The organism is Curtobacterium sp. ZW137 (genome assembly GCF_003762905.1).
GTDB lineage: Bacteria > Actinomycetota > Actinomycetes > Actinomycetales > Microbacteriaceae > Curtobacterium.
On the sequence record NZ_RJKS01000003.1, the window covers coordinates 710939 to 724809 of the forward strand.

Below are 13871 nucleotides of genomic sequence, written 5' to 3' on the forward strand. Positions count from 1 at the left end.
CAATCGATGTTCGGTCCGAGACCTTCGAGCGGTAGCCTCGGTGCGTGCGCAACGTCCGGGTCGAGGAGCACGACCACCTGCCCCGCGACGTGCTGCCCATCGGGACCGAGTACCCGCCCGACTTCCTGCTCGCTCGGCACGCACACCGGCGGGCGCAGGTCCTCTACGGGGCGAGCGGCGTGATGCTCGTCGAGACGGACGAGGGCTCGTGGACCGTGCCGACCGACCGGGCGGTGCTCATCCCGCCCGGCGTCGAGCACGAGGTCCGGATGCTCGACGTCACCACGTGGAGCCTCTACGTCGAGCCGGATGCGGTGCCGTGGTGGCCGACCTCCTGCACGGTGGTCGAGGTCGGTCCGCTCCTCCGGGAACTCCTCCGCGCCGCGTTCGACCTGCCGCTCGAGTACGACCCCCACGGCCGGGACGGCGCCGTGCTGCGGCTCGCCCTGCAGGAACTGCAGCGTGTCGCGCCGCTCCCGCTGACCGTGGCGTTGCCGACGGCGGGCGCCCTCCGCGACCTCTGCCGCGCGTACCTGGCGGACCCGGACGTGCACGTGACGAACGCGGACTGGGCGCGCAGCGCCGCGGTCAGCGAACGCACCCTCGACCGGCGGTTCCGCGCGGCCCTGGGCGTGGGACCCGCGGCGTGGCGCACGCGCGCCCGACTGCTGGCGAGCCTCCCGGCGCTCCGCGACGCGACCGTGACGGAGGTCGCGAGCGGACTCGGGTACGCCTCACCCGCAGCGTTCACGGCGGCGTTCACGAAGGCCTTCGGATCGCCGCCGTCCCGGTTCCGCCGCGCAGCTCAGGCCTGAGCCGTCTCAGACCGCCGGGCCGTTCACGCGCAGTTCCGCGGCACGGTCGGGGGAGGACCGCGCGACGTAGCCGATCCGGCTCTCGCGGACGTGCCAGCCCATCTGCTCCGCCGCGGCCTCGGCGTCCCCGGCGTCGATCGCCCCGAGGATCCGCCGGTGCTCCGGCCACAGGCGCTTCCCGCGCGAGGACGTGTCCATCGCGTAGAGCCACTCGATCTTCCGGGAGAGCTGCCGGAGCAGGGTCGCGAGCGTCGCGCTGCCGGACAGCTCCGCGACGAGGAAGTGGAAGCGGTCGTTGAGGCCGACCAGGAGCGCGAGTTCGCCGCGGTCGACGGCGCCGTCCCCGGCGTCGAGCACCTCGCCGAGTTCCCGACGGACCCGCCACCAGTCCTCCGGCGGGGCATCGCCGTCGAACAGGGTGCGGGCGCGTGCGGCGGCGCGGCGGGCGGTGGCGATCTCGAGCGCTTCCCGGACGGCGAAGAGGTCGTCCGCCTCGTCGAACGGGATCGCCGCGATCCGGGATCCGGCGTTCGGCCGCGACACGACGAAGCCCTCGCCCTCGAGGCCTCGGAGCGCCTCGCGCACGGGCACCCGGGAGACGCCGTAGCGCTCCGCCAGGAACGCCTCGGTCACCCGGGTGCCGGGCGTCAGTTCGCCCGCTACGATGTCGCGGCGGATCGCGTCGAGGACTCCGGCACCGTTCAGCACGTGCACCAGCGTCTCACGGGCGGGCCTTCGCTCACGCGGTCTGCTCCGCGAGCGCCCGCCCGGGGATCGCGTCGAGCAGGTCGCGCGTGTACTGCTCCTGCGGTGCTTCGAAGACCTCGGCCACCGAACCCCGCTCGACGACCTTGCCCCGGCGCATCACCACGACGTCGTCCGCGATCCGGCGGACCACCCCGAGGTCGTGGGTGATGAACAGGTAGCTCAGCCCGAGCCGGTCCTGCAGGTCGTCGAGCAGGGCGAGGATCTGCTCCTGCACGAGGACGTCGAGTGCGGACACCGCCTCGTCGAGGATGAGCACCTCGGGTTCGAGTGCGAGCGCCCGGGCGATCGCGACGCGCTGTCGCTGGCCGCCGGAGAGCTCGTTCGGGCGGAGCTGCGCGGCCGAGCGGGGCAGCGCGACCTGGTCGAGCAGCGTCGCCACCCGCTCGGTGCGTGCCGCGCGGTCGCCGATGCCGAACACCCGGAGCGGCTCGTCGATGATCCGCTCGATCGTCGACGTCGGGTCGAGCGAGCCGTAGGGGTCCTGGAACACCGGCTGCACCCGTCGGCGGATGGCCCGCCGCTCGGCCCCGCGTGCGGTCCCGATCGACGCCCCGTCCACCAGCGCGGTGCCGGAGGTCGGTGCCTCGAGTCCGAGCAGGATGCGCGCGACCGTCGTCTTGCCGGACCCGGACTCCCCGACCACCGCGGTCGTGGTGCCGCGTCGGACCGAGAACGAGACGCCGTCGGACGCCCGCAGGGTCCCCGCCCCACGGCCCCGGAGCCGGTACTCCTTCACGAGGTCGGTCACGACGAGGACCGGCTCCCCGGGGTCGGTCGGCTCCGGGGGGAGGCCGGAGAGCGCGGGCGCGGCGGCGATGAGGCGCTTCGTGTACTCGTGCTGCGGGTCCCGGAGGATCGTCTCCGGGGAACCCTGCTCGACGATCTCGCCGTCGAGCATCACGATCACCCGGTCGGTCCGGTCCGCGGCGACCCCGAGGTCGTGCGTCACGAACAGCAGCGTGGTGCCGTGCTGGTCGACGAGCGTCTGCAGGTGGTCGAGGATCTGCCGCTGCACCGTCACGTCGAGCGCGCTGGTCGGCTCGTCCGCGATGAGGAGCTCCGGCTGACGGGCGAGGGCGATCGCGATGAGGATGCGCTGCCGCATCCCGCCGGAGAACTCGTGCGGGTACTGGTCCGCCCGGCGCTCCGCCTCCGGGATGCCGGCCTCGGTCATCAGCGCGACGACTCGCTGCCGGATCGCCGCGCGACCGCGGACCCCGCCGGCGCGGAGCGTGTCGGCGATCTGCGCGCCGACCCGCATCGCCGGGTTGAGGTTCGTCGACGGGTCCTGCGGCACGAGCCCGATCCGGCCACCACGCACCCGGCGCATCGCGGTCTCGTCGGCGTTCGCGACGTCGAGGTCGCCGAGGCGGATCGACCCGCCGGTGATCGCGCCGGCGCCGGGGAGCAGGCGGAGCACCGCGGCGATGAGCGTCGACTTGCCGGAGCCGGACTGCCCGACGATCGCGACGCGCTCACCGCGCCGGACGTCGAGGTCGACACCGTGCAGGACCTCCCGGCCGCCGAAGGCGACGCGGAGGTCGCGGACGGACAGCAGCGGGGTCGTGGGGTCAGCGTCCAGTGGCATGGCCCTGTGCTCCTCTCGGGTTGGCGGCGGCACCGAGCACGCCGGTGGCGGGGTCGCGGGTCACGCACGACAGGCGTCCGAGCGCCCAGTCGCCCGCACGGGTGACGACGTGGCCGAGCTCCTCCAGCCCGGCGATCACGTCGTCGCCGAGCCGGTCCTCGACGACGACGCCGCCGGGGGTCCAGGTGCGGGGCCAGAACGACCCCGGGAACGACGTGGTGTGCAGCGCGGGTGCGTCGATCGCCTGCTGCGGGGAGTACCCGCCGACGATCGTGCGGAGCAGGAACAGCAGCTGCCACTGGTCCTGCTGGTCGCCGCCCGGGGACCCGAGTGCCATGACGGGCTCGCCGTCGCGCAGCACGAGCGTCGGGGTGAGCGTGGTGCGCGGGCGCTCACCGGGGCGGAGCGTCGACGCGGTGCCCTCCTCGAGCCACGTCATCTGCATGCGGGTGCCGAGGCAGAAGCCGAGCTCGGGGATGGTCGGCGAGGACTGCAGCCAGCCACCGGACGGTGTCGCGCTGACGATGTTGCCCCAGCGGTCGACGACGTCGATGTGGCAGGTGTCGCCGCGGGTCTCGCCGGTCTCCATCACGATCGGCTCGCCGCGGTCCTCGGTCAGGGGATCGTCCTCCGCGGGGACGGCGACGGCGTCGCCGCGGGCACCGGGCACGGTGGGTTCGCCGACGCCGGCGACGGGTTCACCCCGGGGCGTGTACGTCTCGCGGAGCGGCGGGAGCTCGCCGGGCGCGACGGACACCGACCCCGGTCGGAGGTCGTGCGAGGCGCGCTCGCCGATCAGCGCACGACGGGCGTCCGCGTAGGCGTCGGAGAGCAGCTCGTCCATCGGGACGTCGCCGTCGCCGTAGTACACCTCGCGGTCGGCGAGCGCGAGCTTCTGCGCCTCGACGATCGTGTGCGCTCCCGCGACGGTGGACGGGTCGAGCAGGGCGTCGTCGAGCGGCTCGAGCAGCCGCAGGGTCTGCAGCAGTGCCGGCCCCTGGCCCCACGGCCCGGTCTTCGCGATCGTGCGACCGCGGAACTCGGCGGTCGTCGCCGGCTCGTACGACGCCCGGAACGCGGCCATGTCCTCGGCACGGATGACGCCGGCGTGGTCGGTGCCCGACGCGTGGCGGTGCGGGGACCGGACGAAGCGGTCGATCGCCTCGGCGACGAACCCCTCGGCCCACGCATCGCGAGCCGCGTCGATCCGCGCCACCCGGTCGGGCCGACCGGAGCCGGCGTCGACGAGGCGGTCGAGCACTGATGCCCACGTCTCGTTCCGGATGACGTCGCCCGGGGCCGGCACCGAGCCTCCCGGCAGCCACCGGTCCGCGGAGGACGGCCAGTGGTCCTGGAAGAGTCCCCGCACCGTCGCGATCGTCGCGACCACGCGCGGTGCGACGGGGTGGCCGTCGCGGGCGTACCCGATGCCGAAGGACAGCACGTCGCCGAGTTCCCACGTGCCGTGGTCGCGGAGCAGGAGGAGCCACGCGTCGACCGCTCCGGGGACGGCGGCGGCGAGCGCCCCGGCACCGGGGACCAGGTCGAGGCCCTCCGCGCGGAAGTGCGACGGTGTCGCTCCCGCCGGTGCCGGGCCCTGGCCCGTCAGGACCGTCGGGACCTGCTCTTCGGCGGTGGCGAACACCGCGGTCATGTCCCCGCCGGGGCCGTTCAGGTGCGGTTCGACGACGTGCAGGACGAAGGCGCCCGCGACGGCGGCGTCGAACGCGTTCCCGCCGCGCTCCAGGACGGCCTGGGCGGTGGACGTGGCGAGCCAGTGGGTCGACGCGGCCATCCCGAAGGTGCCCGCGAGGTCGGGGCGGGTCGTGTCGGCACTCGGGGTGACGAACGCGGGGTTGGTGCTCATGCGGTTACTTCCGGTCGGATGCGGTCGGGTCGAGGGCGTCGCGGAGCGCGTCCCCGAAGAGGTTGAAGCCGAGGCAGATCACGGCGATGGCGATGCCCGGGACGACCGCGGCCCACGGCGCCTGGCCGAGGTACTGCTGCGCGTCCGAGAGCATGATGCCGAGGCTCGGCGTCGGCGGCTGGATGCCGAGGCCGAGGAACGACAGCAGCGCCTCGCCGATCACCGCGACGGGCATGATCACCGTCGCCTGCACGATGATCGCGGAGACGCAGTTCGGCAGGACGTGCTGCGCGATGATCCGGGCACCACCGGCGTCGAGGGTCCTGGCACTGGTCACGAAGTCCGCACTCGTGATCCGCAGGGTCTCACCGCGGACGATGCGGATCATCGCGGGGACGTGCGAGACCCCGATCGCGATCACCGCGTTGGACAGGCTCGGACCGCTGATCGCGGCGAGCCCGACGGCGATGATGAGGAACGGGAACGCCAGGGCGACGTCGGTCAACCGCGAGATGATCGCGTCCAGCCACTTCCAGTACCCGGCGAGCAGGCCGAGCGGGGTGCCGACCACGACGGCGACGAGCACCGAGAGCGCACCGACCACGAGCGAGACCTGCACGCCGTAGAGGGTGCGGGAGAGGATGTCGCGGCCGAGGTCGTCGGTACCCAGACCGAACCCGACCGTGAACGGCACCTGGAACGGCAGGTCGAAGTGCGTCTCCGTGGGGTCGTGCGGCGCGACGAGCGGTGCTGTGAGCGCGGCGAGCACCACGATCGCGAGCATGATGCCGCCGGTCAGGCCGAGCCGGTTCGCCCGGACCTGCTTCCAGACGCGGCCACGGCTCGAGCCGAGGTCGAAGTTCGTCGTCACGGCGGTCATCGGGAGCCTCCCACGCGGATCTTCGGGTTGATGACCGAGTACAGGACGTCCACGGCCAGGTTGATCACGACGTACCCGACGGTGATGACGAGCACGACGGCCTGGATCACCGGGTAGTCGCGGGTGAACACCGAGTCGAGCGTCAGCTTGCCGAACCCGGGCAGGGCGAAGATCCGCTCGGTGACGACCGCTCCGGAGATGAGCCCGCCGAGCTGCAGGCCGACGATCGTGACGACGACGATCATCGAGTTCCGCAGGCCGTACCGGAACAGCACCCGACCGCGGCCGAGGCCCTTCGCACGGGCCGTGCGGACGAAGTCCGTCTTCATCGTCTCGATCATCGACGCCCGGGTCTGCCGCATGATCACGGCCGCCAGGGACGTCCCGAGGATCAGCGCGGGCAGGGTCAGGTGGTAGAGCGCGCTCAGCGGGTTCGTCGTCATCGACACGTACCCGGAGGCCGGGAACCAGCCGAGGCCGGCCGCGAGCCAGACGATCGCGAGGATGCCGAGCCAGAAGTTCGGCACGCTGAGGCCGACGAGCGCCGCGGCGTTCGCCATCCACTCGGGCCAGCGCCCGCGGTACCGCTCGGCGATCGTGCCGAGGGCGACGCCGACGAGCACCGCGACGACGATCGCGTAGAGCGCGAGCCACAGCGTGACGGGCAGCGTCGAGCCGATGAGCTCCGTCACCGGGGTGCCGGTACGGGTCGAGCGGCCGAAGTCGCCGTGGAGCGCGTTGACCACGAACCGCCAGTACTGCACGAGGATCGAGTCGTCGAGGCCGAGCTGCTCGCGGACCGCGGCCAGACGGGCGGGGCTCGCCTCCTCGCCGGCCAGGGCCAGGGCCGGGTCGCCCGGCAGCTGTCGGACCCCGACGAACACGACGATCGATGCGAGCACCAGGGTGATCGCCGACTGCCAGATGCGGGTCGTGACGTAGCGGATCACTTGCTCGCGCCTTCCACGAATGCGGCCTGGCTGAGCCGGACCACGCCGTCCGCGTACGTCGAGACGCCCGCGATGTCGTCCCGGACGCCGGTGATGCTCCGGGTCCGGTAGAGGTAGATGATCGGGTCGTCGCGCTGCACGATGGTCGTCATCTGCCCGTACAGGTCGGCGCGCTCCTGTTCGTCCGTGGACTGGGAAGCCCGGGTGATCAGGTCGTCCACCTCCGGGTTGCTGTAGCCGGCGTAGTTGTTGCCGCCGCCCGTGCTCAGGAACCCGCCGATGTTGCCGTGCGGGTCGACGCGTCCGGACCAGCCGAGCTGGAGCGCCTGGAAGTCACCGCGCGTCTGGTCGTCGAGGAGCGTCGTGTACTCCACCGGGGTGATCGTGATCGCGAACCCACCCGCCCGGGCCTGCGACTGCAGGGCCTGCGCGAACCGGACCGTGTCGGGGGTGTTCGTCACCTCCATCTCGATCGGGAACGGCTGCTGCACGCCCGCCTTCGCGAGGATCCGCTTCGCCTGCTCCGGGTCGTAGGCAGGGCAGGCCTTGCTGGCGTCGCTCGCAAAGACGCTGGTGTTCGGCACCGGGGAGCAGGCGACGTCGGCCCAGCCGTGGAAGACGCTCTGCACGAGTTCGGCGCGGTTGATCGACATCGACAGCGCCCGACGGACGTCGGCACGCTCGGCGAGCGGCGTGTCGATCTGCTTCGGGTCGGTGCCGACGCCGTCCTGGTTGCCGATGTTCACGGTGATGCCCTGGTACCCGAGCGACCCGGTGCGCAGGACGGTCAGGTCCTTCCGCTTCCGCAGGTCGTCGACGTCCTGCGTGGAGATCGTGTCCGCCACCTGCACGTCGCCCGACTTCAGGTTCGCGGCCCGGATGCTCGCGTCGGTGATGATCCGGTACGTGATCGTGTCGAAGTGCGCGGACGAGGGGTCGTAGTACTCCGGGTCGCGCTCGACCTGGATCGAGGTCTGCGGGACGCGCTTCACGAACTTGTACGGGCCGACGCACACCGGCGCGTCCCCGAACTCGTCGCCCTCATCCGCGAGGGCCCCCGGCGACATCACCATGCCCGCGCGGTCGGCCAGGGCGGCGGTGATCGGGGCGAACGGCGTCGCGTACCGGAGCCGGACGGTGTGGTCGTCGACCGCGCTGACGTCCGTCACCGGGCCCATCTCGCTCTTCCGGCTGGAGTCGGCCTTGGTCAGGTTCCGCTCGAGGGTGGTGACCACGGCGGCTGCGTCGAACGGGGTGCCGTCGGCGAAGCGGACGCCGGTGCGGACCGGGAACGTCACGGTCTTCCCGCCGTCGGTCACGGTCGGCAGCGACGTCGCGAGCATCGGCACGATCGTGCCCGCCGCGTCGATGTCGTAGAGCTTCTGGCACATCGTCTCCATGACGTACCGGGTGTACAGCGACGAGGACGTCGTGGGGTCGAGGCGGTCCGGCTCGGCCGAGAGCGCCATCACGAGGTCGCCGCCCTCCTGGACCTGCTGGTCGCCGATGGCGGTGGTGGTGACGGTGCCCGCGGTGGTGCCGCCGGCCTTCGAGCGTTGGACGGGGACGCACGCCGTGAGCGCGAGCGTCGCTGCGATGACGACGGCCGGCAGCGCGATGAGGGTGCGGCGGCGTCGGGGGCTGATCGGGGACATGGGGATCCTGATGCTGGTGGGGCTGTGGCGTTCCTTGTGGGATCGCGCTCAGGAGCGGGGTTGATTGCATACAATCATGGATCCGCGATCTCGTTTGTATACATTTTGTTTCGAGTGTGTGACGCGTCCTGCACATCGGGCAGCCCGTGACCAGCCCCCACGACTGGGGCTGTGTCGATCCGACACCCCTCGGTGACCATCGTTCGGCGGCCTGCACCGGGCAGTCCGCACGCGGCTCGTCAGGGAGAGCCGCCGACACAGGGGAACCATGCGCATCACCACGACCACGACCAGGACCAGGCTGGCCGCCGTCATCACCGCAGCGGTGATCGCCGTGACCGGCAGCATCGCCATCGCCGCACCGGCCGGAGCAGCCACCACTGCGCCGGCCCGGGCATCGACCGTCGTCTCGACGAGCGTCCCCGCAGGGACCAAGCTGCTGCCCGGCGACGTCATGACGTCGTCGAACGGCCAGTTCCGGCTCGTCATGCAGGGCGACGGCAACCTCGTCGAGTACGGGATCGGGAACGCCGTCCTCTGGGCGTCGAACACCGCGAAGTACCCCGGGGCCGTCGCTGTCGTCGGGACCGACGGCGTCTTCTCGATCCGCTCCGGCTCGAAGACCGTCGCGAAGTGGGGCACCTCCGGCCACGTCGGCTACGACTTCGGCGTGCTGCCCGACGGGTCCCTCCGGATGCGCGACTCCGTGAAGCGGACCATCTGGCAGCTCCAGAACTTCCAGGACCGCGTCACCGCCGGCAACGTCATCAAGCCCGGCACGGTGCTGCGCTCCGACGCAAGCTCCGCCCGGAAGTTCACGATGCAGGCCGACGGCAACCTGGTGCAGTACCTGAACGGCAAGGCCGCGTGGGCATCGCGCACCAACGGGCACCCGGGATCGTGGGCGTCCGTGCAGACCGACGGCAGCCTGGTCGTCTACGGACCCGACAACCGTGCGCTCTGGTCGTCGAAGACCACCACCGCCGGACGTGGTCAGCTCCTCGTGCAGGTCGACTCGAACGTCGTCCTCTACGGCAGCAAGGACACCCGGGTCTGGTCGACCCGCCCCGTCAGCGGCCTGCTCTGGCCCGTCGCGTCCACCCGGATCACCGGGAAGTTCGGCGACGACCGCGGTGCCGGACACACCCCGCGCTACCACCAGGGCGCCGACGCGGGCGTCGTCACCGGCACCGCCGTGTACGGCTCGGGGAGCGGCACGGTCACCGAGACCGTCGCGAACAACGCGACGTTCGGCAACTACGTCGTCGTGAAGTACGGGCTGACGACGGTCCTCACCGCGCACCTCAGCAAGATCGAGGTGAAGAAGGGCCAGGTGGTGTCGTCGAAGACCGAGATCGCGAAGTCGGGCAACACCGGCCAGTCCACCGGCCCCCACGTGCACGTCGAGACGCGCATCAACGGCACGCTCAAGGACCCCTTGACGCAGCTGCACTTCCGCTGACGCCGCGGTGCGCGTGCGCGGTGCGCTCGCGGTGCGCGCGCGTCGCCCGCTTCCGCTGAGATCGCACTGTTCGTCGCCTCCTGAGACAGCAGGCGACAGAGCCTGCGATCTCAGCGTCGGGTTCTCGGCACGTCTCGCGCGCTCGACGTGACCAACCACCGGCCGGGAGGCTCGTGGCGGCCCGGCACCGCGCCTCCCGTCCGGGCCGTGGTGCGGCCCGGGTGCGCGGTACGGTCCGGATCCGTGGTGCGGTCCGGGTGCGAGCGCGACCACGTGGATACGACATGTTTGGCACCCTGGGCCGCAATCGGACAGTGTCAACCGATGCGCACCTTCGACCGCATCGCTCCGAGGCCGACCGCGGCGGTCTACGTCGACGGCTTCAACCTCTTCCGCCGCGCGCTCCAGGGCCGCGACGACCTCAAGTGGCTCGATCTCGAACTGCTCTGCGAACGGCTCTTGCCGACGTTCGACGTGGGGCAGATCCGCTACTTCACTGCGCGTGTTCGTCATGTCGAGGGCAATGACCCACGTTCGCCTCAGAACCAGGAGGCGTACCTCCGCGCGCTCGGAACGCTGCCGTCGGTGTCCCTGCACTTCGGGACCTTCCGATCCGACAAGCGATGGATGGCAGTGTCGCCGCTCGACATCGGCGAGGACGGATCACCGAGGCAGATCCGTGTGCGGAAGATCGAGGAGAAGGGGACGGATGTCAGCCTCGCCTCGCACATGGTCTGCGACGCGATGGAGCACCTGGTCGATGCGTACTTCCTGCTGTCGAACGACTCGGACTTCGCCGAGGCGCTCCGCCTCGTGCGCAGTCGAGCGAGGCGGCGGGTCGGGCTGATCGTCCCGACCAGTGGACGCGCGGCGCGCACCCTGATGGACATCCACCCCGACGAGGTCCGAGTCCTCCGAGAGGGATTGCTCCACGACAGTCAGTTCCCCGACCGTGTCCTCGATGAGCTCGGGGCCTTCTCGCGACCCCGCGGATGGCAAAGTGCAAGGGCCCCTCTCGATGGAGAAGGGCCCCGCGCCGGTTAGCCGTTGCTGGCACCCCGGGTTGCACTGCAACGCTAACCATCCCGATGAAGGCGCGCAACTGGTACTCCGTATGCAACCGTTCGGAACGGCCCACGAACTGGGGGGTGTCGAGGCGTTCGGTGCTGACGGGCGTTCAACTACGGTCGCAGTGATCAAGGGAGAACAGTGGAGTTCGAAGAGCGACTCGCCGCGCTGGCGACGAAGGTGCACAACCAGCGGGACGCGATCCAGACCGAAGAAGCGACGAAGAACGCGTTCGTGATGCCGTTCATCTCGACGATCCTCGGCTACGACGTGTTCAATCCGCTCGAGGTGGTGCCGGAGTTCACGGCCGACGTCGGCGTGAAGCGCGGCGAGAAGGTCGACTACGCGATCATGCGTGACGGCGAAGTGCAGATCCTCATCGAGTGCAAGAAGTCGACTGAGCCACTGAAGATCGAGCACGCCTCGCAGCTGTTCCGCTACTTCTCGGTCACGAACGCGCGGATCGCCGTGTTGACGAACGGCGAGGTCTACAACTTCTACACGGACCTCGACGCTCCGAACAAGATGGACGACCGCCCGTTCCTCGTGCTGGACCTCGCGGACATCGACGAGACCCTCCTGCCGGAACTCCGCAAGCTCACCAAGGACGTCTTCGACCTGGACTCGGTGATCAGCGCTGCAGAAGAGCTGAAGTACGTCGGCGCGATCAAGCGTGCGATCGCGGCGCAGTTCCGCGAGCCGGAAGAAGACTTCGTGCGGCTCTTCACCACCCGGGTGTATGACGGTCGGTTCACGCAGGACGCGAAGGTGCAGTTCACCGCCCTGGTCGCGAAGGCCTCGAAGCAGTACCTCAACGAGCAGGTCAACGACCGCCTCAAGACGGCCCTCGGAGCGTCGTACTCGGCACCGGTGAGCGTCGAGGCCTCCGAAGAAGCAGTCTCCAGCGAGTCCGTGGTCCAAGACGACATCGACCGGGACACCGAGATCGAGACGACGCTCGAGGAGCTCGAGGGATACCAGATCGTCAAGGCGATCGCGTGCAGCGAGGTCAAGCCGGACCGGATCGCGCACCGCGACCAGAAGTCCTACTTCGCGGTCCTGCTCGACGACAACAACCGGAAGCCGATCGCGCGGCTCTGGTTCAACGGAAAGAAGCAGAAGTACCTTGGCCTCTTCGACGAGAACAAGGTCGAGACAAAGCATCCCATCGACGCACTCGACGACATCTACCTGCACGCGGACGCTATCCGGACCGCGGTAGCGCAGTTCGCCTGACCCCGGCCGTACCCTGGACGGGATGAACTCCCGCGCCGCCCGACTCCTCGTGCTCGTGGCGATCGGCATTGCCGCTGGGGTCCTCTCCGGCCTGTTCGGGGTCGGCGGTGGCGTCATCGTGGTCCCGGCCCTGATGGCCTTCCTGCACGTGGACCAGCGCAGCGCCTCTGCGAGCTCCCTCGTGGCGATCGCGCCCGCGGCCGTCGTCGGCGCGATCACCTACGCGGTGCGGGGCGAGGTGCACTGGCTCGCGGCGCTGACACTGGCGGTCGGCAGTGTCGTCGGCGCCCCGATCGGTGCCCGCATGCTCCGCGCGATCTCGCTGCGGGTCTTGCCGTGGATCTTCGTCGGGTTCATCGTCGTCGTGCTGGTCTCCCTGTTCGCGAACACCCCCTCGCGTGAGGGGACGGTGCACTTCGGCCTGGTCGAGGCGCTCGTCCTGCTCGGCATCGGTCTGCTGTCCGGGGTGCTCTCCGGCCTGGTGGGCGTCGGCGGCGGGGTCGTGATCGTGCCCGGCATGGAACTCGCGCTCGGCGCGGGCGACCTGCTCGCGAAGGGCACCTCGCTGCTCACGATGGTCCCGACGACGGTGTCGGGGACCGTGGCGAACCTGCGGAAGGGCGCGGTGGACCTGCGCGTGGGCCTCACCGTCGGGATCACCGCGGCGGTCTGCTCCCCGGCCGGCGCGCTCCTCGCGCGGGCGGTCGATCCCCAGGTCGCGACGTGGTTGTTCGCCGGGTTCCTGGTGGTGGTCGCCGTGATCGTCGTGCGGCGGGGCCTCCGGACCGCGCGGGCAGCGGCGACGCCCGGCCCCGGCGGGCTCGAGGGTGCCGCCGAGGACCCGACGGGCACCCGGTGAGGGTGACGACCGCCGAGGACGTGCTCGCCGCGTTCGCCCGCACGCCCGGCGACGTCGCGGCGGCGCGACGCGTGGCCCGGGGGTTCGCGGACCTCGACGAGGGGGAGCGGTCCGCGCTGCTCTGGAGCGAGGACCCCGGCGCCCGGCTCCTGGCCGTCGTGCTCCTCGTCCAGGCGATGCGGCGTCGCCCGGACCCCGAGCTGACCGAGGAGTACCTCGGCGCTGCGCGGGCGGAGCGCATCGACCGTGCCGACCTGGTGGACATCGCCGCGGAGGAACTCGTCGGCGCACCGATGGTCGGCGGCTCGACCGGGCCGCTGTTCGCCCTCGCGAAGTCCGACGTCGCGTGGGTGCGGCGGATCGCGGTGGTGGCGACGCTCGCGTTCGTGAAGCAGGGCGACGCCGACGTGCCGCTCGCCGTCGTGGGGCGACTGGTGCGTGAGCGCGGTGAGACCATGCAGTCCGCGCTCGGGTGGGTCCTCCGCGAGGTCGGGAAGCGCGCCTCGGAGCCGGCGCTCGTCGCGTTCCTGGAGCGCCAGGGGCGGTTCCTGACGAAGGACGCCCTGGCGACGGCGACCGAACACCTGCCGACCGCGGAACGCGACCGCCTGCGCCAACGATGACGCGCTAAAGAGCGATCTTTGCTCGCATTCGCGTGTTGCTTCTCGCTCGGACGGAACGATCTGTACCTTCATCCGGTGACTCCTGTTCCGACTCCTCCGA

Annotated in this window: 12 protein-coding genes; 6 read left to right on the plus strand and 6 right to left on the minus strand. The window is 71.0% G+C overall.

What is annotated here, in order from left to right; translation table 11 throughout:
- The first annotated feature begins 44 nt into the window (after window positions 1-44).
- A complete protein-coding gene (locus tag EDF55_RS13030; protein ID WP_123655367.1) occupies window positions 45-815 on the plus strand; it encodes a helix-turn-helix domain-containing protein in 771 nt (256 codons plus the stop codon).
- A gap of 6 nt (window positions 816-821) precedes the next feature.
- Here EDF55_RS13030 and EDF55_RS13035 read toward each other — a convergent pair whose 3' ends face one another.
- The 6 genes from EDF55_RS13035 to EDF55_RS13060 are packed head-to-tail and all read right to left on the minus strand — an operon-like array spanning window position 822 to window position 8523.
- Window positions 822-1523 carry a GntR family transcriptional regulator gene (locus tag EDF55_RS13035; RefSeq protein WP_243698172.1) on the minus strand — a complete coding sequence of 234 codons (702 nt, stop codon included), beginning with the start codon at window positions 1521-1523 and terminating at the stop codon, window positions 822-824.
- A 31-nt stretch (window positions 1524-1554) separates the two neighbouring features.
- On the minus strand, window positions 1555-3171 hold the full coding sequence (locus tag EDF55_RS13040; protein WP_123655368.1) for an ABC transporter ATP-binding protein: 1617 nt from the start codon (window positions 3169-3171) through the stop codon (window positions 1555-1557).
- Window positions 3155-5038, minus strand: coding sequence for a gamma-glutamyltransferase family protein (locus tag EDF55_RS13045; RefSeq protein WP_123655369.1), 1884 nt, complete (start codon window positions 5036-5038; stop codon window positions 3155-3157). The genes EDF55_RS13040 and EDF55_RS13045 overlap by 17 nt, the downstream gene beginning before the upstream one ends.
- 4 nt (window positions 5039-5042) lie before the next feature.
- Window positions 5043-5918, minus strand: a complete 876-nt coding sequence (locus EDF55_RS13050; protein WP_123655370.1) for an ABC transporter permease — start codon at window positions 5916-5918, stop codon at window positions 5043-5045.
- Entirely contained in the window at window positions 5915-6868 is a 954-nt protein-coding gene (locus EDF55_RS13055; RefSeq protein WP_123655371.1) for an ABC transporter permease, read from the minus strand. The genes EDF55_RS13050 and EDF55_RS13055 overlap by 4 nt, the downstream gene beginning before the upstream one ends.
- Window positions 6865-8523, minus strand: coding sequence for an ABC transporter substrate-binding protein (locus EDF55_RS13060; RefSeq protein ID WP_123655372.1), 1659 nt, complete (start codon window positions 8521-8523; stop codon window positions 6865-6867). Before EDF55_RS13060 ends, EDF55_RS13055 begins: the two co-directional genes overlap by 4 nt.
- A gap of 268 nt (window positions 8524-8791) precedes the next feature.
- Between EDF55_RS13060 and EDF55_RS13065 the strand changes: the two genes are divergently transcribed.
- The 5 genes from EDF55_RS13065 to EDF55_RS13085 all read left to right on the plus strand — a co-directional run bounded on the left by EDF55_RS13065 (window position 8792) and on the right by EDF55_RS13085 (window position 13771).
- Window positions 8792-9985 (plus strand): peptidoglycan DD-metalloendopeptidase family protein, encoded by a 1194-nt coding sequence (locus tag EDF55_RS13065; RefSeq protein WP_123655373.1) that lies wholly within the window; start codon window positions 8792-8794, stop codon window positions 9983-9985.
- A 324-nt stretch (window positions 9986-10309) separates the two neighbouring features.
- Window positions 10310-11029 (plus strand): NYN domain-containing protein, encoded by a 720-nt coding sequence (locus EDF55_RS13070; RefSeq protein WP_123655374.1) that lies wholly within the window; start codon window positions 10310-10312, stop codon window positions 11027-11029.
- Between the two features lie 165 nt (window positions 11030-11194).
- Window positions 11195-12289 (plus strand): type I restriction endonuclease, encoded by a 1095-nt coding sequence (locus EDF55_RS13075; protein ID WP_123655375.1) that lies wholly within the window; start codon window positions 11195-11197, stop codon window positions 12287-12289.
- 22 nt (window positions 12290-12311) lie between these two features.
- Complete coding sequence (locus tag EDF55_RS13080; protein WP_123655376.1) at window positions 12312-13148, plus strand: sulfite exporter TauE/SafE family protein; 837 nt, start codon at window positions 12312-12314, stop codon at window positions 13146-13148.
- Window positions 13145-13771 carry a DNA alkylation repair protein gene (locus EDF55_RS13085; RefSeq protein ID WP_185017381.1) on the plus strand — a complete coding sequence of 209 codons (627 nt, stop codon included), beginning with the start codon at window positions 13145-13147 and terminating at the stop codon, window positions 13769-13771. The genes EDF55_RS13080 and EDF55_RS13085 overlap by 4 nt, the downstream gene beginning before the upstream one ends.
- Window positions 13772-13871 lie beyond the last annotated feature (100 nt).